Origin of the sequence: Anabaena sp. PCC 7938 (assembly GCF_049315035.1) — a bacterium.
Classification (GTDB): domain Bacteria; phylum Cyanobacteriota; class Cyanobacteriia; order Cyanobacteriales; family Nostocaceae; genus Anabaena; species Anabaena cylindrica.
The window spans coordinates 184,769-203,068 of record NZ_CP186034.1 but is presented as its reverse complement, the minus strand read 5'-3'; the positions used below and the strand labels follow the sequence as shown (position 1 = coordinate 203,068).

The following is an 18,300-nucleotide window of genomic DNA, read 5'->3' as shown; positions in this document are numbered from 1 at the left end:
AAAAATGTCACTTCCAGAGAAATTTAGCGAGTGGGAACACTTGCAAGATCAGGTACTAAGAATTCATAACCCCAGGGTGAAAGCATTTTTTAAAAATCAAGCCGATAATGATATTTCAACACCAAAATCGTCCCTGAAACACGCTTGTGTGATGAAAGATGAAGACACCGCAATAATGACTCTTATCAGATATATTTTATTTGAGTTTGATGCGGGACACGCGCAAAGTTTGCAAGCTCCAGTTTATGGAATTCCTGTTGCAGATTTTCAGGGGGAGACAAAATTCAAACCACAAGTACATTTACATTTTCAAGAGAGATATCCATACATAGCTGATAGGATTCGGGCTGTTAAAGGGGAAATTAGCTTTCGCCTTATGAATGAGGATGCAGCCACATACACTAGAGCGAAGGCTGAACAGTTAGCCAAAGATATCAAAAGGGAATTTGGAACACCGATTTTTGTGTGGAATAAGGGGAAGTATGTCTACTACTACGAAGACATAGAGCATGGGTATAGATTGAGGTTATATGTAATTTCAAAAGCAGAAGGCGAAAGAGTTACCAAGAATGTTTTAGCTATTCGAGGTCATGCCTTTAATGATGATTATTCAGATTATGTAGAAAATACTAGATCGTACCCTAACAACCCAGGCAATCAAACAATTTATGGGCAGTCTGTCCCAAAACCAGTAAAACGTCCTACTGCGGATGTAAGATTCCGGTACGCTCAACTTCATCTGCATGGCAGGACAAAAGTGATAAATCTGGTTGCGACTCCAGAGGTGGCGTTAAGGCAAGTAATTGAGAAATTAAACTCCGTCTAACATTTTTGCCTACACCTAGGTTTCGGTACGAGATTCCAGCCTATTTTTTAGTGCTATACCGGAATGAGAACTAAAAAAAGGTGCTGGTATGGCGAAACGATTTAACAACTTACAGGCGGCTCTAACTTTTCTCCGCACACCTGGAGCAGCAGAAGGGGCTGAAATACCGGACGCTCCTGCCGGGACAGTTTTAAAGAAGTTTCAGGATTATAAGGCGGGGAAAGTAGATCTTGATTACCCCAGATCTACTGGCAGTTTGCCGGGTGAAACCATAATTATTGCTATCAAGCCTTTTGGACTTCCCGCAGCAGACACTGACGCTTACAAATCATCTGTGTCTACCAGAAGCAGCGGCGAATATGCCACATTCGGACTATCAGAAACCGTTCTTGGAATTGATGCCACACCTCAAGCAGGCGATATAGATGCAACCGGATATGTCCCGGCAAAAGCTATATGCAGAAACATTACCGGAACTACTGCGAGTACAAAAACCAGTAAGCTGACGGGACTGCCTTACAAATCAAAATCGAATGCTAGTTACACATTCCCTGTAGGTAGGACAAGTACTAATCCTAGCTGGAGTGAGCAAAAAGCAGCAATTCTTACCGCCGTCAACGCTGCGACTGGAAATAAATCGGCAAGCTTCAAATCCGAAAAGTTCTAATGATTGAACAAATTCTTGAAACTCAAATTATCATTTGTCATTCGCTGAGTGAAGACGAGATTCAAGATTTAATCATGAGGGAGGAAATTTCATCTCTAGCAACCCAGCGGTTTATTAAAGGTGAAATTTCTTTCAGAGATTTTCTTGAATTTATGGAGATAGCAGGGATAAATATTGATGATTACCTACAACTTGCTAATGACAACGCTCAATCTATAGGGTTTTAAAATATGGGGAGAGTAGTTAACTTTAACGCTGCTAACTGGGAAAGTATTTTGAATTTTTCGGCGACGGCGGGACAAGTCGGGGAGAGTGCTTACATCCCTATTCCCCCAACTGAATCCCCTATATTTTTAGAGAGTGATATTATCGCTGTTTATGTTGATACAACAGTTCCTAATGGGCGAAATTGGCGATGGGGGGGGTACGTTGAACAACGATTTCAATCAGGTCTTACAGTCGGGGGGACTAATGACTCTGCGGGGGAGCCTAAAAGCATCTATATTTCCAGAATTACCACTATTTTCTTCCCACCAATAACGGCTCAATATTCCCTGAAATTTTATTTCCCCAGATGGTTTAAGGATGTTAATTTGACCTGTTGGCAGTATACAGGTGTTGATGATGTCGTAACTGATATTACATTGGCTCAAGAGTTCAGTAATATTAATTTCAAATTAGATCAATTACTGGGGTAGCACATGAAATTTGATGTAGCGATAACTATAAGTTTGATTAGTTTCTTGTTGTTGATCGGCTCGAATTTTATTTGGCTGCTCAAATCATACGGAAATAGTGAGAGAAAGAGGTATGCAGCAGAAAAAGACTTTGAGGAATTGAGGAAGAATCAAGAAAAAATAATCTCGAATACTTCTTTACTATTTCGGGACATTGACCATAACCACGACTTGATATTTATGATTTTGCAGGAAATAAATTACAAGGTTGGTGGGGGAAAAATTGAGAAAAATAATAATGAAAGTCACTGAACGGGACGAACAGGACAGACCTGACAGACCTGACAAGCTAGTCCCATACTGGGCTGTTTCTTGTTCTAAAAAAAAATATATGTAGTTACAATGATTTCAATAAATGATTGCCCATATTCTTACGATGAAATCCTAGCGATAATCGACCTTGCGGTGGGACTTGAAAGGCATACAAGGTTAGAACCTGAAGCGGCACATATTAGAATTTTGGGGATAAATCAAACTCAGCGGATACTGGGAATGACTCACCCCGAAAGGATTGTACTTATTAAAGAAGTAATTGCATTTTTGTAGTACTAATCAAAAAGGCTCATTTGACCGGGGGAAGTGCGATCGCGCCCCTCATTCCTCCTCCCACCTTTATCCGGCGGTTTCTGGAGTATGCCCAATTGATAAAAGTATTTTTTTCGCTCAGAAAGCCACACTTTATAAGGAAAACATTCCCGCCGGTGAAACGGATAAGCCGCATCGATCGCTTTTTTGATTTTGACCAAATCTTTACTATCCTCTACAGAGGCGATCGCACTTTCAATCGCCTTTCTCGCTGCCAATCGCCACTTGCTAGTCATTTCATCACCACAAATTCACCAATAGAAGCGTTGAACCTGGTTCCATCCGGTGCATCAAGGTAGAAGAAATGTTGATGCTCATGTGGGACTGAAACCAATGTGCAATTTTCCACCCAGATATCCGGCTCGTTCAAAGTGCCACGCTTCAGAACTCTGAAAGTATGTTTTTTCGCTTTCTCCTGCCATTTCTTAGCTACTGCTAACTGCAAGGCTTTCAGCTTATCGGATTTTTTAGCAAGCCGTTCAACATCTTTCTTTCCCAGTACACACTTCACCTGGTCAACCGCTCGTCCAAAATCCATCTCATAGAGAAGATGTACAACTGATTGACCCGTTGACTTGATTTTCTTGAATGGTGTGGCCGTTACCTTGCAATCTCCAAAGTTCGTACCAATCATGAACTCTAGGGGGTTTACTTTCATCAGTTGGTAGTGTTCATCCAGCAGGGGAACTGCAAATTTATCTACGGGTGTTGTTTCTACTGGTTGTACTGGTTCTGTACTGGTTTTCTCTTCAATTTCTAAACCCTTTTTCTCTTCTAAAATTTCTAACAAATTTGGGCTATAGCCGTCACAGCCGTCACTTTCCTTTACTGGTAGGGGTTTCAAGCCGTCACTAGAGCCGTCACTAGAGCCGTCACTGGCCGTCACTTTGTCCGTCACTGGATTAGAAAGACGACTAGAAAGCCAAACATCATAGGTTGGAATATTGTCATGCACTCCTGGGATACGTAATTTTATACCCTTAACAAACTTGCCTGTGTTGCTGTGTCCTTTCTCAATGGGCCAGTTGAGAACTGACTTGCATAGCTCCAATAGGTCAGGGGAGAAATTATTGTGACTCTTGGGAGTGTTGCCAAGGTTAAGGCAGTGACGGCTGTAACTCCCAAACAAAGTTCTAATTTCTTCCCCATTGCTACCTTCATGCTTGTTAAACCCTATTGGAGTAGATGCTTCAGCGTCATAAATTACGTGTTGGTTAATCCATGCGGCAATAGAATCAACACGCATTCTGTTCTCCCAAAATTCGAGGGTACATTCTGGTATTTCCTGCACTCCCAGTAGAACGGCTGTCACATGATCATCTGAAATAGATAAGACGTGATTGGTGAATGCTGGCAATTCTTCCTCAAAGTCAGCCTCTAAATTACGGCGCTTGCCAATTTCGACAACATTGTTACAGGGGACGGTGAGTACACGACGCTTAACACGGCTGGCCGCTTCACCTCCAAAGATGGGTAAGTTACTCAAAACCATTACCATGCCGTCGTATTTGAACTTAAAAGCAGTTTTATGTTTTTCTTCGGCTCTCAGGTAATCTTCCCCAGTCAGACTGAGGAATTTACCAATTTTACCGCCCTGCCTGTCTTCGTCTGGGAATATTACCAGCCGTTTACGGTAAGCGTTGGCAGGCTCAAATTTATCTCTACACCATTCCTCTAGGCTTGTGGTGTGAATGTTTTCACTCCCGATCAAGCTGGTGATGAGTCTAGCGAAACTACCTTTACCAGTCCCACCCAAGCCAATCAGATGGAGGAATCTTTGTAAATCAGCGCGTCCTTTAATTACGGCGTTGCAATAACAAATGAGCAAATCTTTGATTGCTTCATTGCCTGCTGACAGATGGTCAAGGAATTGATTAATCTTGTCCCACTTACCACCTGCTACGTGATTTCGTGGTAATTGCCAAGTCAATCGGTATCCTGGCGCGTGTTCCAAAACTTTACCCGTTTTTACCTCTAAAACTCCATTCTTGAACGGTAAAAATTCGGTAGGTGGCTTTTCATTCCACACCCTTTCTATTAGTTCATGGCGCAATAATTTGACTACGCTTGACACAAATGAACTACTAAAATAGTCGTGTCCTTCTGATAGAATAATTTGGTAAACAACTGCTTCTATATATTCGTCGGTTTCTCTAGACCACATCCCTATATTGTCCGCAGCGTAACGCATCCAGCATCCAATCTCATTATTAAATGCTATAATATTCCTATACTTTTCAGCTATTTCTCGTGCCACCATTATTTGACTTGGTGGCTTTTGCTTGTCGTCATCATCGGATGAGAATGTGCCAGCTTTAAACTGTTTTTCTAACCGTGACATAGCCTTAGAGTAGGCTATATCAAAAGCACCTGTACCTTTGTTTACAATCAAATCGTCTATTCCTTTACCGTCTTCACAGTTCCAGAATATATCCTCTACATAACATTTATTTAACTGATTCAAGTGCTTGGTTATTCGGTTTTTCCCCATTGTCACAGAACGCTTGGCTGACTGCTTTTCATCTCTATCAAAGCCAAAAAGCCAGATTCTACCCTCTTTATGAAAGCGCTCCAAGTCTGGGATTAATTTCTCTTTTCCCCCACAGGTACAGCCGTACAAGCTTAATGAAATATGCCCTTGAGACAGGGCCGCTAGGGATTTTTTACCACCTTCAGTAATAATGATTGGCAGGTTACAGGTTTCGATCCATTCCCAGAAACTACCGTCCAAGGGAACTTCTACACCATGTCTAGATGCAATCTTTTTTCTGATGCTGATCGGCACTGGTGGCAGGAATGCTCTATCACCGTTCTCACTGGGAGCGAGATATTTATACGGCCGTTGCCTTTCTTCGTCCCAATCAGAAATTATTGCTTGCCAGACTGAACCATCTTCATTTTTAAGGATTGCGGCGTACTGAGGTTCACGAGCTTGATGTCCGAAACGGGTAACTTTCCAGCCTAAAGCCTCATGAATTGGATAGTTTGCCTCGTGACCGTCGTCTACTTCTACATCGCAGTGAAATTCTACTGATTCAGCGTAAAGTTCTGGAGCTATGCAGCTGCCATTGATGAAAGCTTCTTTTACAAAATCCTTGAAATCCTGAAAACTGCTGAACCGATTACGTGGTTCTTTTGGGGTGTCGTGTTGAACTGTTGTGGCTGTTTTAGTGGTCATTGTTTTAAGTTCTAGTGAAAGTGACGGCTAGTGACGGCTGTAGTGACGGCTGTAGTGACGGCTTGAAAGCATTGCTGTGTAAAGAAAGTGACGGCTGTGACGGCTAAACATGAAATTTGTTATTTTTTTTTGGAGAAAATTAGGTGCTTGAATTAGAAGGGAATATCATCCGGGTCAGGTTCACTGCTTAAAAGTTTTCCGGAGTCATCTGGGACTGGTTCGACTCCTCCGACTTTTTTGTTGTTTCACCTCCTCTCCTCGTGTACTCCAAGCACTGTTCAGCAAGGACTCTGCGAGCATGGTGAGGGCATCTCTTGGTAAGCATTTTTAGAAAGAGTTCTACTTCTTCTATCCACAGAGAAGGAATGTCTACTTCATCTAAAACAGCAAGGATGCCGTAAACGATAACTGTTATCTCGTGGTGAGTTAATTTGCTATCCTTTCTCGCTATTCTTTCTAGTTGGGAATTTATGGCTGATTTGCTAATCATTGGATATTGGTGATGGGGAATTATAGGTAAGGCAGGGGAAGTTGGCGCTTGCCCTGCTTTGTTGTGAATCGAAAATGGAATGGCTGAAATGTATATATTTGGTTCGGGCGATGAAAATAAACTGGGGTTAAAAGACGATGATGTTGTGTCCGTAGAGAAACAAAGCATCGTTAAATTAGGTTTGCTCACGCAATCTGTTTATAACTGGGCTATGAACATCGGAGGCAAATGGCCTAATCCTTCGGGGGAATGGTTTCTTGAGAAAGGGATTTCGTGTGAAATCTTACGTACTAAGGGCGGCGGCTGGCAGAAAGGGAGACTTAGATTCAAATTGGAATTCATCCCCGACGAACCGAAAGCTTTTATAGATGAGACTGATTTCGCTAACCCATCTCCTTTAGATGACCTTCGATCCGACCTAAAAATTTAATATTCCGGTTGCACTACCGTCACATTAAATAAGCACAAAAAAAAGACGGGTTTACCAACATTGGTAAATTCGTCTTAGTCCACTCCGTTGTGATGTCCGTTCCCGTTAGATTCTGCTTCTGTCGCTAGATTGTAAATTTCTTGGCGAAGTTCGTTTATTGCCTGGTTAAATACTTGTTCTAACTGTTCGCTCTCGTCGAGACGCGCCTTTAATCTCGTTTGATGGGCGCGGACATATTCTATATGAGATTTTTCAACTAGTTCAAGGCGCTGGAGGATTTTCCCAGAAGGCGTATCTCCGTGGATGCAATTTGTCCTAACGGTATTTCTCCCTGTGCAATTTTGCGGATCAGTTCCGACCTCGTAGTGTTCATCCCCTTCGCCAAGTTGTCGAAAGATTCCCAATCTGTTGGGCTGATCCGAACCGTGGCTCTTATGGTCTCTTCTGGTAATGTCTTCGGTCGTGCCATTGATAATACTCACAGAACTACCTTACCTATTGTACGAACAAAATAACTTAACGGACGAACAAAAACCTTGACAGTTATGTTCGTCCACTATTATATTCTAATTATGGATGGACAAAACTAAATTTTACAATCTTCCTCTAGAAACTTGAGAAAACATCAACCTTGGAGAGATGGCAGCCTTCAGACCAACGACCTGCCAGATGTTCCCAGTAATAAAGGAGTAGTGAGAGATAGTAAACCGGGGAGAGGTGGCAGCCTCCCAGCCACTGAGGCAATTGAAACGAACTACCAGCGGTCTACCAGTGAACCACAAAAATAATTAGGAGGAATAGACGACGATCACCTAATAAATTGGCTGATTGATAGCACACAAAAAATAACAAATGGCGCTGGCTATAGATGGTAGCCAGCTTTACTTACCAATTACCAATTACCAATTACCAATTACCAATTACCAAAATGACGGTAGAAGAAATAATTCAACAGCTTAAAAGACTACCAGATGATGCAGAAGTGAGGGTCAAGTTAGACAGTGATTCGGCTTCAAAATCTATCGACGAAATTCTTTACATAGACCATGAAACAATTTTTATAATCATCTAAGAGTAATTAACATGACAGTAAAAGAATTGATTGCACAATTAACCAATCTTGACCAAGAATTGAAAGTCCTGATGGAGGACACAGACGAGTTCTTACTGGAAATTCAGGATATTCACGTATGGTATTTTGAAATAAATTCCAGGGTAATTCTTTCTTGTTTATCTAGAAAATAGTAACACCAAAAATTATGGCAGTAGTAGAATCAACTGGCACTTATGACAAGTGCGAATGTAGCTTAACCCTCAACGAGAGAGTTGTAACACTGAAAATTACTTGCAGCCTTTTTGAGACGGCATTGGAGATTTTTAAATCTTTAAATAACCAAATTGGTTCACTTAATGAAAACCAGAAAAATGATTAGACATTGGATAGTAGTAGCTTGCTCTAAAATCGATGGATACCGTTATCCGTCACCGGATAGGCTCAAATTCAACACTGAAGCCGAAGCTAAAATGGAATCTCAGCGCCTCAACAAAATATCATCAGGTATGAGATGGGAAGTGGTATTTGACAATAAAGCTAAACTGGTCGCGTGACGGTTTAGCAATACTTACAGCATATCTGCATTTAATTTTTATGAATGCAGATATAATTTATTGGAGATAGCAGAGATGATTTATGTAGTAAAAATTCCTGTAATCAGTGGGTTCCAAGATAAAGCGATTAATTATGAAATAGTTCTGCTTAACTCAAGCGATTTTGTGGGGGAAGGTATTACCCTTCCGCTTGATATGAATGAGCTAGTCGAAGTAATCCAGAGGGATGATGAGTCTTGGATGCTAAATGATTTTGAGTTCGTGGGAGACTACATAGAAAATTACTCAGAAGCTCAATGGCGTGGCTCTCAAAAATTACGAATTGGTCAGATTAAATTAGGTGATATTTATCCAAAAGAGCAATGGGACTATTTCTGTAGCGGATTGGAACTAACTGATGATTGACCAACGAATTAAGGAAGCAAACGGTCGATTAAAAAATAATTACTGTGGGGTTAGGATTGAACAGATAAGCAAAAAGCTTTATATCCGGGGGATATTTCCCCCAAAATCTACCTCTGATAAATTTGAACCACACCAGCAGAGAATATCAATATCTTCTGCTAATTCTGAAGGGTTAAAATTAGCTGAAAAATTAGCAAAAAAGATTTCTATCCAGTTAGATGCTGGTACTTTTAATTGGGCTGATTGGGTAGAAGTACCCAACAGTCCCAGCAACATTGGGGATTGGATCATTGAGTTCGAGAAACATTACATCCAGAATAAAGGGGATGATTTGTCGGCTAGAGATACCTGGAGGACTGAGTACGTACAGGTACTGAAACACTTACCGCTAGATGAAATTTTATCAAGAGAAATTATAAAAAAAATAATCCTTAGAACTTTACCTAATACCAGAACTCGCAAGCGTTACTGTCAAAGCCTAAAGGTATTTTGTGACTTCGTTGGTTTGGACTTTGACTTCAAATCCTACCGGGGTAACTACTCATCATCCAAACGCAAACCGAGAACTTTACCCGACGATCAGTTAATAGAGGAATGGTACTCAAAAATTAATAATCCCTCATGGCGGTGGACTTATGGGATGTTAGCGGCTTACGGGCTACGCGGTCATGAAGTATTTTTCTTAAATCTAGATGGTTTGAAGTCTGGACTGTTTTACATAGAAGTGTTGCAGGGTAAGACGGGGTATCGACTTGTTTACCCATTCCGCCTTGACTGGGTAGAGAAATTTAAATTAGCTGATGACATCTTGCCGGAGATAAATTGCGATCGCTCTCACGCTGCCATCGGCAATACCGTAACCCAGTATTTTAGACGTGCTGGTTTACCATTCAAACCTTATGACCTGAGACACGCCTGGGCAGTTCGCACCTTGAATTTAGGATTAGATATTTCGCTGGCCGCCCAACAGATGGGGCATAGCTTAAAAATTCACTCAGAGATTTACCACACATGGATATCAGCCAGAGTACATCGTGACGCGTTTAATAAAATTCTTAGTCAAAACTCGTGACATAATATCTGAAAATCCTCGTGTCACGAGTTCAAGTCTCGTTCCTGGCATACTGTAAAATAGTACAATTATCGATCATTTCGGATGTAGGGTTTAAACAGTTCCGATAGGTGTTGATAATTGACATTATTCTCTCTCAAAAATGGAACGTCATAATTAACCTTTGAGGATGCTAAAAATTGAAATTTTTGGTTACACCAACGGTATTGTGAGTGGTCTAACCGCAAAGTTCATAAATCCTACTTTCTGACAAAGTTAGATGGATCTTGATCTCGTCGATGCTTGGTGGGAAGGGGTTCTGGCTGTCCATCACCTGCCAGGGCTGCGGTCTTCTCTAAGGATTCCCTCAATCGCTTGGCTGCATAGATAGACATATCTCTAGGTACATTAATGCGATCGCGCAAATACCGTAAAGCGACATCAGATCCCGGTGGAGGTACACAGTCTTTACCTGTCATCATCTGTGTTAAGGCACAACGTAAGGCTTGATCAAACAACTGATCATCTAAGGGATTGACTCGGATAATATTGGTGCGATGCTCGATAGTTCTTTGCAGAGCTTCCATACGAGAGTTTTCGGGTTCTGGATAAGTAACATCTGGTAGCCCGAACCAAGGCCCATTATCCACTCGCGCTTTATTGATTAACATTTGGGGTTCGCCGTTTTCCCAACAGCCCCCCATCTGAGGCGGCAAATCATGTGCGTGGGTATGAAAGTCGCTCTGAGTACCGCAGTAGGTAGGTCGGCTTTCCATGGCTGCAAACCATGCTTTCAGGTGAGGGTTTTCCTCCCGCAGAGAATAGCCTTTGTAATAGTAAAGGCTTGCATTCATCCGTTCGACATAGGGCGTAAAGATGACATCGACAGTGCCGAAGCTATCTAGAAAGTAAGGACTGGGAGTGCGACTCAGCGCCTCCTCAACCAGAGATACCACTTCAGTAAATTTTTCTCTATTGCGTTGTTCTTGTTGAGAGGAACTTGCTGGATAGCATAGCCAAGTACACCAGGCTCTAAATAAAAGTCGTTCTAATTGACGTAGAGGAAGCACTGTGCGATCTTCCATACCTTGATTCAATGAACCAAAAACTTTTTCCAAAGCGATCAAAATATCATCGCTTTCCTTAATAATCCGCCCATCTAGTGCGATCGCAGGGAGCATTCCTGATGGTACTTTACGTTTGTACCAACTTTCTTTCTCTCCATAACAGAACATTGTCACTTTTTCGATGCGGTAGGGAATTTGTTTTTCCTCTAGCCATAACCAAACTTTTTGACAGTAAGGACACCAAGCATGGTTATCACGGTACAGCGTTACCCGCACATCAGATTCGGGATGCCCAAACAAGCGTAACCGGGCTTTAGCATTAGTGAGACCATTAACAGTATCTATTTGATAGTTCGTCAGGGTTTCTAGTTCTTGCCAACTGAGGGGTGCGGTAGTCATGGCGTGAGTTAACATGGGCTATTGCAGGAATTTTTTAATCTGGTTTGCTAAGTGGTTAGGTAACTCACTTGAAATAATCATAAAACATTACACAGATATAATCAGGCAGGCTTAAATACCTTAATTTTAACAGTACTAATTATTTTTTCAGCCATTAGCTAACTTGGTGTTATGCAAAAAAAAGTCAAAGTTAAACCGAACTCTAAACAACAAAAAATTGCCGAACAGGAAGATGGTAGTTTAACTGTACATTTAAAATCACCACCAGTAGATGGTAAAGCCAATGAAGAGTTAATTAAGCTTTTGGCAGAAAAATTTGATGTTCCTAAATCCTCTATTAGAATCAAATCCGGTTTAACATCTCGGCAAAAACTTGTAGAAATTGATGATTCCTGACTCCGAACTCCGAACTCCGAACTCCGAACTCCTGACTCCTGTTCAATAAAATGTTTTCTGAGCAAAGTAAACTTATTTAAATCCCACTTTAGCTTTACTAACTTCCAACGGTAAGAAAATTGTCAATACTTCACCATAGTCAGGACTTTGACGCACAATCAACTTGCCACCAATTGCTTGAAAAAGATGCTTAGTAGCCGCAATATTTAAACTAATTGTTCCTGTTTCCGGTTGGAACATTAATAATTGACCTAGAGATTTACGAATTGGTAATGTTGTAATTCTCGTTGCGTCTTGACAATCCAATTGAGGTGTTAATTGCAATTTGAGTTGATCGCCAGCGGGGATAACTTGAACCTGAATAGAACTACCAGGGGGTAGACTACGGGTAAAATTCTCCATTAAACCCGTGAGTACTCGATCTAGCATAGCGGGATTACTGACCACCGTTGGCAGTTGCTGGGGTAAAGCTACATCTAAAGTTAAATTCCGTCGATGGGCTGCTTGTTGCCAACGAGGTATACTTTGCTGCAATACTTGATCCAAAGACATTGGTGTTAGTTGGGTATTTGCAGATTTCGCGGCTGTACAAGTTTCCAATTCGGCTGCTTTAAATAGCAACTCCATACGGTCAATTTGCTCAGTACATTCGTGGTCAATAACTTCTAAGCGATTAGTTACAGTAGTAGGCAAATCTCGCCGTTTTAGTAGCAGACGAGTCAGAGTGCGAATAGTAGTCAGTGGGGTGCGGACTTCGTGAGCAAAGGCTTGTAGTAATTCCACATCAGGACGGGAAGATGGTTTTGGTGATGGGGAAACAGGAATATGGGGATGTGGGTAAATAGGAGGAGTATATGCTGCTTTATCGGTTTCTGGCTCTGCTAATTCCTGAAGCAACAACTGGCTAAATTGAATTATAGTATGGTAACTTGGTGCGATAGGGGAATATGTTTCGACTAACATATCCAACTCAGCGAATAATTCTGGATTAGTCAAAATTACTCTAGCACCAAGCGATCGCCAAGCTTGCTGCACTACTTCCGGCTCAAAGGAAAATAAAAATTCTTTTTTACCGCTTCTATCGGCTGATAAAACCAGAACTAATCTAAATTTTTCTGTGAACACCAAGCAAAACTGCTCTGAACCTAGAGGATCGGCTGGTAATAAAGGTAAAATAGTTTCTGCATCTGCATGGGCATGGCCTGTGATTAGCGCAGTGTCTCGGAAAGCAGACATTGCTTCTTTTTCATCACTTTCTGCACTTGTCACTGGTGCAACATGGAACGGCATCAGTGCCAATGGGTTAAAGGGTTTGGCAGTGAAAGTTACCGTCTGTAAACTTTGAGTTAGTTTTGGCTGACTAAATAAAGGTGCTGGTGCAGTTAAAACTAAACCTTGGGTGATTTCAGGTGAAACTGTTGCTAAATTATTGAGTAGTAGATGTTCTGTTGCTGCCAGGCTAATACGCCATTGCTGCTCTGCTTTGGCAGATGAACACCCAGCCATACTTGATTGGCTTTGGGCTAAAACTTCTCTCAAACTTGGCAAGATCCATTCGTACACAGGTTTTCACCCCTTGATTCAAGATCGTCTAACAGCAGCTAAAGTAGACATTGCACCATATACTTACGAGGTTATAGTCTTTCCTGTACTAGCGACAGTCGTAGAACCGAACAATTGAGGCGCAATTTCCCCTGTAATTACAATTTTAAAGGTCTTGGGGACTGGGAATTGGAGACAACTGGGGGGATATTTATCTTTCTCATGCCTCATGTTTCCTTTCTCCTATAAAATTATCATTCAGGTTGTGTCAAACTTCTCCAAATCTGATAATATCGAGTGATCAATGTGGGACAGCAGCATTTACCCTTAAGAAGGCTGTTAGGACTCTAGATAAGATTCAGTAAAGAGTCCTTATACCACATACCAGGGACTACACGTCTGTAGCCATCATGAAAATTGAATTGGTACTTTTGTTAGAACTGACTTATGGATTTGAGTCAGAGAAGTTATCCAAGCATCAATTTTCAGCAACTTAGGTGCTTGAACAAGCATTTATGCTTCCGTCTGTTTAATTTGTTTTTTAAGATTCGCTCCTCAGAATCACACACATTCAGTACATCGCTTCACTTAATTTGATTTGGAGATAAACATGAAAAAGCTAATTCCCTTTCTTGTTAGCGGTATTTTAGTAGCTGGTGTTTTTGGTTGCCAAGAAGCTCCTAAAACTGGTTCAGAAACTCCTGGTACAACTAATGAAGCTACTACAGTACCAGCAAAACCTGCGTCTCAAACTACACAAACTACAGAAAAAACTGCTCAACCTATCACAGCAGCTACCACTACACCAGTTAGCACAACCACAAAAATTACTCCTGAAACTACTAAAAGCGACCTCAAAACCGAAGTTAGCAAAAAGTTAAAGGAAGGTTTACCCAACAATAAGTTGGAAGTAGAGAATAAAGAAGGTGAGATTCTTCTCAAAGGTACAGCTGCTTCTCAAAACGAACTCAAAAAAGCGGAAACCTTGACTAAAGAAGTTAAAGGCGTAAAAAGTGTCAAAGTGGAAGCAAAAGTTGCACCTTTGCAAAAGCCATAGGGACGGATAAACCGCACATTCTAGCAATATTTATGTAGGGTAGGTATCTTGATTCCTAAAATGCAAGATGCCTATTTTACAGAATGATTTATTTTACTATCAGGACTTATGCAAACAGTAAGTCCTGTTTTTTTGTTTGTGTAATATTATTAGGTAAAATTGACATTGACACACAAGTAATCGGCGTATTCTTGCACGAAAATCTTGCTCTGCCTGCGGATCATTATCACCAGGAATAGACTTACCACTACTAAAGCTAAAGCGAGAATGGTAGTTTTTGATTGAGAATTTAAAGTCCCAACTTCCTCAGCAGCAACGTCTACCTGAGCCGTAGCTAATTGGACTTTTCCTGCTGATAATCTAAATTGTATTGGCTCTTCGGTACTTTTTATGCTAAACTATTAAACATAATGCCAACTTAATAAGCATCTAATTCGGAAATTTTCAAAGTTTTTAAATCCATATCCCGAACGTTTTATTAGTTTAAGCTTGTTATTAATTCCTTCCACAGTACCACTGGTTGTCCTATTATCAAAGTAGGCTATAATTTCCTGATACCAACGAATAATAGTATTGTTGCTATTTGGGAAGTATTTTTAGCTCTCGATAACCACATACCTAATTTGAAAACTCCCGTATACCAATCTTGTGTAGTATTAAAAATTTGCCTAATCTTTTCTTTAAATTCGTGCATTTCCTTCAAAATAGGCGAGACATTTTTAACTTGAATCAGTTTCTCTAATTGCTCTTGGGTTAACTTATCTTCATTTTTAAGTAAGGGATATTTACTATTCTTCAATCCAGCTAATATTTCTTCATATTTAGATTTTTCTGTTGTATTTGCTTTCTTGATTAAATCTTCAACTTTCCGTTTTTCCCTTTTTCTTTGTGTATCTAATTCTTTGTTAATCTGTGTCATTACATGAAATCTATCAGCTACTACTTGAGCATTTGGCATTAATTCTGTTACTAAAGTTTTATAGCCACTCCACAAATCTATACTGACTTCTTCTATATTTTCTAGAATCTCTGTCCCCCATCCCATAAGGGTTTTCCTGATTATTTCTTGTGTTCGTCCGCTTAAAATCGCAATTAGTTTGCTCTGATCTAAATCTACTAATACTGCACAGTAATTCCCATGTCCTTTCTTCAAAGCTATTTCATCAATTCCCAGTCTTTTTTAGATTTATAGGTTTTAAATCTGGTAATTCTGATGATGCGTCTTTTAACATTCTTTCTATTTCGTCTTTTGTTACTATACCTTTTGCTGCTACACTATGAATGTCGTTTTCTAAAACTTCTTGTATTGTCTTATTTGCAAGGCGATTTGTAAAAGTTCTTTTCTTTTTAACAAAATCTAAATCTTCACTAAATGGTTTTTTACATTGTTCACATTTAAACTGTCGGCGATTAATTTCTAAAAATATTTCTTTTTCTCCAAAAGGGAGGTCTTTAATAATATGTCTATGATTTTGATGTAATTTATGGCTGGTTGTGCCACAATATGGGCAGGTAGCAAATGAATTTTCTTGTTCAATTTGTAAAATCATTCCAATTCCGGTATGAAGGCGATGTGATACAACTTTTACACCGCTTAAATCCAGAATTTCTGTTAGAATTTTAATACCTTTTTTGCCAGTCATAACTTTAAGTTTATCTAAAAATAATTTGGATTGCATTTATAGTTAATAATAAATGCTCTTTGTATGTCAACCCCTACAATACCTTTAGTCATTTATTGATACATTTTTTAATATTATTTAGTGAGTGTAGCTAATAGTTTGGCATAACAACTACCGAAGAACCATTGTATTTTACCCCTTTAGTTTTTTCTACTTGAATTTTGATATTATTTCTACATTCAATCACCTTTTTTATACAATGCTATTGCCAATTTTTCCAAATATGTCTGAAACCCAATAAAATCGTGACGATATCAATATCAATAGGGTTTCAGGGTTTTGTCCATGGTATTGTTATAGCTTCATTAATCAGATTTCCTAGTATTTTTTAACTTAGTACTAGTAACTATTGAGGATAAGAAAAGTTTAAGGAAGATAAGGAAAGTTTAAGCCTATAAACTAACTTAAGAAAATGGTGAAAATATTGACTTTATCTCAAACAATATAGTAAAAACAATGGCCGAGGGAAATCAATTTATTGACATCTTGAGATAATACCATTGAGAGAATTAGAACATTATGTTGCATATATCAACTAAATCTAAATTGGCCTCTTCTTTAAAGATAGTAGGTGGAGCAGTTTTTTTACTTGCCATTTTTACCTTTAAGTCCAGCGCAGCAACAATTACTGAAGGATTTGAAACCGGCAATAAAGGAGCTTATGCTGTAGGTGATGTCACTCTCAGTACGGGAATTTGGACATTAAATGATGCCTTAATTGCCAATGGTAGCGATGCAAAAGATAGAAAAAGCGGCGCTCAATCTTCCAGAGTTCGCAGTAGTGGTGCGATCGCAATGAAATTTGATCGGACTACAGGTGCTGGTATAGTTACTGTTAAACACGCCGTATATGGAACTGATGCCAGTAGCACTTGGCAGTTACAATGTTCAACCAATGGTGGTAGTTCCTGGACACAAGTTGGTTCAACAGTTACGACCAGTTCACCCACACTGTCTACAGCCACATTCACACCTAATATTTCTGGAACAGTCCGCTGTCAAGTCAAAAAAACCAGTGGTGATACTAGCAACAGAATCAATATTGATGATATTTCCATCACCGATTATGGTTCTTCTGGTGGTACTCCTACTTTACCTTCGGGTTCAGTCCCATTCTTTGATAGTACTAACAACCCCGTATCTGGACTAGCTTACGGTAGTCCTGCTGATGTGACACCCGTAGCACCCACTCTCAACAGTTTTGATAACGCGGTCAATGCCCTTTGTGGCGCACCAGGCACGGTAGTTAGTCGTTCTAGCTTCCAAACATTAATGAATAGTAATCCCACTGTTTTAGCTAGTGTTAAGTCTTACGTGGGAGGATTTCTAGTAGTTGGACGTACCACAGATTCCCAATTTTTAAGCGATTTAGCTGATGTTTGGTTTAATGTTGCCGGGTTTGATCATGTATTCTGTGGTGAACCTGTATCGGGTGGTGCTATTGGTGGACTACATTTTGTTGGTCGCTACGTGCAACTACAAAATGATGGTTTAGCTGGTAGAAAAGCTAATAACTCATCCAATGAAGAGGTTGATCCTGGTGCTATTTACACAATAGGTGCGATCATTAAGGTAGGTTCTGGGATTTCTCAGTCTAATATTAAAGGCTATGGTTACACCCTCAATGCCGAAGACATTTTGAAAATGGGTGCGAAGGCTTACAAGCAGAATCCTAATATCACCGGTACTAACACGGCTTGTCATTGGACTATCACAGATGACGGTGAAACCTTTAAATCAGTATTTGTGAGAAGAAGTGGTGGTATTCGCACTTTCTATCCAGATGCTACTCCTAGCGGTAATCCTGACTGTACACCGTAAATTGCTAGTCAGGAGTCAGGAGTCAGGATAAAGAATCAATTTTGATAGGACTTACGCATCATGTAAGCGAAAACCTTATTCTTGCGTAGAGGTAATTCATGAATTACCCCTACTTTTGTGAATTTTTGCGTAAGTCCTGTTTGAGTTATTTTCTCCACAAACTAGCCCTTTCCAGGTAACTAACCATACCTTGTTTCATTGATTCAATTTTGGGCGTTGCATAAATGTGAGATGAATTTAGAAGCTAAAACCATCTAAAAACTTCGTGCCAAATTACACGAAATCATCCCATGATTCGGTAATGACCAAATTTCTATATTTTGGACAGATGCTAAAATGACAACGTATTGTTACAATAC

21 protein-coding genes and 1 pseudogene are annotated in these 18,300 nt (G+C 40.1%); 12 read left to right on the top strand and 10 right to left on the bottom strand.

All coding sequences use genetic code 11. The annotated features are described in order from the left end of the window. Positions 1–4: 4 nt before the first annotated feature. From ACOWPH_RS00990 to ACOWPH_RS00975, 4 genes are all read left to right on the top strand, one after another. A complete protein-coding gene (locus tag ACOWPH_RS00990) occupies positions 5–826 on the top strand; it encodes a hypothetical protein (RefSeq protein ID WP_015213564.1) in 822 nt (273 codons plus the stop codon). 88 nt (positions 827–914) lie between these two features. Next, positions 915–1,493 (top strand): hypothetical protein, encoded by a 579-nt coding sequence (locus ACOWPH_RS00985; protein WP_015213563.1) that lies wholly within the window; start codon positions 915–917, stop codon positions 1,491–1,493. Then, positions 1,493–1,720 carry a hypothetical protein gene (locus ACOWPH_RS00980; protein ID WP_015213562.1) on the top strand — a complete coding sequence of 76 codons (228 nt, stop codon included), beginning with the start codon at positions 1,493–1,495 and terminating at the stop codon, positions 1,718–1,720. The genes ACOWPH_RS00985 and ACOWPH_RS00980 overlap by 1 nt, the downstream gene beginning before the upstream one ends. Positions 1,721–1,723: 3 nt before the next feature. Beyond that, positions 1,724–2,191, top strand: a complete 468-nt coding sequence (locus tag ACOWPH_RS00975; RefSeq protein WP_015213561.1) for a hypothetical protein — start codon at positions 1,724–1,726, stop codon at positions 2,189–2,191. 587 nt (positions 2,192–2,778) lie between these two features. Here the strand turns inward: ACOWPH_RS00975 and ACOWPH_RS00970 are convergent. From ACOWPH_RS00970 to ACOWPH_RS00960, 3 genes are all read right to left on the bottom strand, one after another. After that, complete coding sequence (locus ACOWPH_RS00970; RefSeq protein WP_015213558.1) at positions 2,779–3,051, bottom strand: hypothetical protein; 273 nt, start codon at positions 3,049–3,051, stop codon at positions 2,779–2,781. Further along, a complete protein-coding gene (locus tag ACOWPH_RS00965; protein WP_015213557.1) occupies positions 3,048–5,993 on the bottom strand; it encodes a DUF3854 domain-containing protein in 2,946 nt (981 codons plus the stop codon). The genes ACOWPH_RS00970 and ACOWPH_RS00965 overlap by 4 nt, the downstream gene beginning before the upstream one ends. A 187-nt stretch (positions 5,994–6,180) precedes the next feature. Beyond that, positions 6,181–6,483 (bottom strand): hypothetical protein, encoded by a 303-nt coding sequence (locus ACOWPH_RS00960; RefSeq protein WP_042464714.1) that lies wholly within the window; start codon positions 6,481–6,483, stop codon positions 6,181–6,183. Positions 6,484–6,562: 79 nt separating this feature from the next. Here ACOWPH_RS00960 and ACOWPH_RS00955 point away from each other — a divergent pair, with 79 nt between their 5' ends. Further along, positions 6,563–6,913, top strand: coding sequence for a KGK domain-containing protein (locus ACOWPH_RS00955; protein WP_052334513.1), 351 nt, complete (start codon positions 6,563–6,565; stop codon positions 6,911–6,913). A gap of 74 nt (positions 6,914–6,987) precedes the next feature. Here the strand turns inward: ACOWPH_RS00955 and ACOWPH_RS00950 are convergent, their stop codons facing one another. Further along, positions 6,988–7,317, bottom strand: a complete 330-nt coding sequence (locus ACOWPH_RS00950; RefSeq protein WP_150110994.1) for a hypothetical protein — start codon at positions 7,315–7,317, stop codon at positions 6,988–6,990. A 464-nt stretch (positions 7,318–7,781) separates the two neighbouring features. Between ACOWPH_RS00950 and ACOWPH_RS00945 the strand changes: the two genes are divergently transcribed. The 4 genes from ACOWPH_RS00945 to ACOWPH_RS00930 all read left to right on the top strand — a co-directional run bounded on the left by ACOWPH_RS00945 (position 7,782) and on the right by ACOWPH_RS00930 (position 9,998). Further along, positions 7,782–7,985, top strand: coding sequence for a hypothetical protein (locus ACOWPH_RS00945; RefSeq protein WP_015213554.1), 204 nt, complete (start codon positions 7,782–7,784; stop codon positions 7,983–7,985). A gap of 187 nt (positions 7,986–8,172) precedes the next feature. Beyond that, a complete protein-coding gene (locus tag ACOWPH_RS00940; RefSeq protein ID WP_015213552.1) occupies positions 8,173–8,346 on the top strand; it encodes a hypothetical protein in 174 nt (57 codons plus the stop codon). Positions 8,347–8,596: 250 nt separating this feature from the next. After that, positions 8,597–8,926, top strand: coding sequence for a hypothetical protein (locus ACOWPH_RS00935; protein ID WP_015213550.1), 330 nt, complete (start codon positions 8,597–8,599; stop codon positions 8,924–8,926). Then, positions 8,919–9,998: a tyrosine-type recombinase/integrase gene (locus tag ACOWPH_RS00930; RefSeq protein ID WP_015213549.1), complete on the top strand. Its 1,080-nt coding sequence runs from the start codon at positions 8,919–8,921 to the stop codon at positions 9,996–9,998. The genes ACOWPH_RS00935 and ACOWPH_RS00930 overlap by 8 nt, the downstream gene beginning before the upstream one ends. A 239-nt stretch (positions 9,999–10,237) precedes the next feature. On the opposite strand, the gene ACOWPH_RS00925 is transcribed toward ACOWPH_RS00930, so the two are convergent. Then, positions 10,238–11,443, bottom strand: coding sequence for a glutathione S-transferase family protein (locus tag ACOWPH_RS00925; RefSeq protein ID WP_042465815.1), 1,206 nt, complete (start codon positions 11,441–11,443; stop codon positions 10,238–10,240). A 171-nt stretch (positions 11,444–11,614) separates the two neighbouring features. On the opposite strand from ACOWPH_RS00925, the gene ACOWPH_RS00920 reads away from it, so the two are divergent. Next, positions 11,615–11,839: a DUF167 domain-containing protein gene (locus ACOWPH_RS00920; protein ID WP_015213547.1), complete on the top strand. Its 225-nt coding sequence runs from the start codon at positions 11,615–11,617 to the stop codon at positions 11,837–11,839. Positions 11,840–11,911: 72 nt separating this feature from the next. Here ACOWPH_RS00920 and ACOWPH_RS00915 read toward each other — a convergent pair whose 3' ends face one another. Next, positions 11,912–13,402 carry a sensor histidine kinase gene (locus ACOWPH_RS00915; protein WP_015213546.1) on the bottom strand — a complete coding sequence of 497 codons (1,491 nt, stop codon included), beginning with the start codon at positions 13,400–13,402 and terminating at the stop codon, positions 11,912–11,914. A 589-nt stretch (positions 13,403–13,991) separates the two neighbouring features. On the opposite strand from ACOWPH_RS00915, the gene ACOWPH_RS00910 reads away from it, so the two are divergent. Next, positions 13,992–14,438 carry a BON domain-containing protein gene (locus tag ACOWPH_RS00910; protein WP_015213544.1) on the top strand — a complete coding sequence of 149 codons (447 nt, stop codon included), beginning with the start codon at positions 13,992–13,994 and terminating at the stop codon, positions 14,436–14,438. A gap of 401 nt (positions 14,439–14,839) precedes the next feature. Here the strand turns inward: ACOWPH_RS00910 and ACOWPH_RS00905 are convergent, their stop codons facing one another. From ACOWPH_RS00905 to ACOWPH_RS00890, 4 genes and pseudogenes are all read right to left on the bottom strand, one after another. Continuing rightward, positions 14,840–14,983: a transposase gene (locus ACOWPH_RS00905; RefSeq protein WP_422665741.1), complete on the bottom strand. Its 144-nt coding sequence runs from the start codon at positions 14,981–14,983 to the stop codon at positions 14,840–14,842. Beyond that, complete coding sequence (locus ACOWPH_RS00900; RefSeq protein ID WP_422665658.1) at positions 14,980–15,591, bottom strand: ISL3 family transposase; 612 nt, start codon at positions 15,589–15,591, stop codon at positions 14,980–14,982. Before ACOWPH_RS00900 ends, ACOWPH_RS00905 begins: the two co-directional genes overlap by 4 nt. A gap of 2 nt (positions 15,592–15,593) precedes the next feature. After that, positions 15,594–15,647 (bottom strand): KxYKxGKxW signal peptide domain-containing protein, encoded by a 54-nt coding sequence (locus tag ACOWPH_RS00895; protein WP_422665740.1) that lies wholly within the window; start codon positions 15,645–15,647, stop codon positions 15,594–15,596. 185 nt (positions 15,648–15,832) lie between these two features. Next, a pseudogene (locus ACOWPH_RS00890) lies at positions 15,833–15,988 on the bottom strand (transposase family protein); the annotation flags it as partial. Between the two features lie 651 nt (positions 15,989–16,639). On the opposite strand from ACOWPH_RS00890, the gene ACOWPH_RS00885 reads away from it, so the two are divergent. Continuing rightward, positions 16,640–17,941 (top strand): EndoU domain-containing protein, encoded by a 1,302-nt coding sequence (locus ACOWPH_RS00885; RefSeq protein ID WP_015213542.1) that lies wholly within the window; start codon positions 16,640–16,642, stop codon positions 17,939–17,941. Positions 17,942–18,300 lie beyond the last annotated feature (359 nt).

Excerpts from the sequence above, each read along its gene's own strand:
- ACOWPH_RS00935 (WP_015213550.1), top strand. The coding sequence starts at position 8,597 with ATGATTTATGTAGTAAAAATTCCTGTAATCAGTGGGTTCCAAGATAAA.
- ACOWPH_RS00990 (WP_015213564.1), top strand. The coding sequence starts at position 5 with ATGTCACTTCCAGAGAAATTTAGCGAGTGGGAACACTTGCAAGATCAG.
- ACOWPH_RS00985 (WP_015213563.1), top strand. The coding sequence starts at position 915 with ATGGCGAAACGATTTAACAACTTACAGGCGGCTCTAACTTTTCTCCGC.
- ACOWPH_RS00980 (WP_015213562.1), top strand. The coding sequence starts at position 1,493 with ATGATTGAACAAATTCTTGAAACTCAAATTATCATTTGTCATTCGCTG.
- ACOWPH_RS00885 (WP_015213542.1), top strand. The coding sequence starts at position 16,640 with ATGTTGCATATATCAACTAAATCTAAATTGGCCTCTTCTTTAAAGATA.
- ACOWPH_RS00975 (WP_015213561.1), top strand. The coding sequence starts at position 1,724 with ATGGGGAGAGTAGTTAACTTTAACGCTGCTAACTGGGAAAGTATTTTG.
- ACOWPH_RS00960 (WP_042464714.1), bottom strand. The coding sequence starts at position 6,483 with ATGATTAGCAAATCAGCCATAAATTCCCAACTAGAAAGAATAGCGAGA.
- ACOWPH_RS00970 (WP_015213558.1), bottom strand. The coding sequence starts at position 3,051 with ATGACTAGCAAGTGGCGATTGGCAGCGAGAAAGGCGATTGAAAGTGCG.
- ACOWPH_RS00955 (WP_052334513.1), top strand. The coding sequence starts at position 6,563 with ATGGCTGAAATGTATATATTTGGTTCGGGCGATGAAAATAAACTGGGG.
- ACOWPH_RS00930 (WP_015213549.1), top strand. The coding sequence starts at position 8,919 with ATGATTGACCAACGAATTAAGGAAGCAAACGGTCGATTAAAAAATAAT.
- ACOWPH_RS00920 (WP_015213547.1), top strand. The coding sequence starts at position 11,615 with ATGCAAAAAAAAGTCAAAGTTAAACCGAACTCTAAACAACAAAAAATT.
- ACOWPH_RS00925 (WP_042465815.1), bottom strand. The coding sequence starts at position 11,443 with ATGACTACCGCACCCCTCAGTTGGCAAGAACTAGAAACCCTGACGAAC.
- ACOWPH_RS00940 (WP_015213552.1), top strand. The coding sequence starts at position 8,173 with ATGGCAGTAGTAGAATCAACTGGCACTTATGACAAGTGCGAATGTAGC.
- ACOWPH_RS00945 (WP_015213554.1), top strand. The coding sequence starts at position 7,782 with ATGGTAGCCAGCTTTACTTACCAATTACCAATTACCAATTACCAATTA.
- ACOWPH_RS00965 (WP_015213557.1), bottom strand. The coding sequence starts at position 5,993 with ATGACCACTAAAACAGCCACAACAGTTCAACACGACACCCCAAAAGAA.
- ACOWPH_RS00910 (WP_015213544.1), top strand. The coding sequence starts at position 13,992 with ATGAAAAAGCTAATTCCCTTTCTTGTTAGCGGTATTTTAGTAGCTGGT.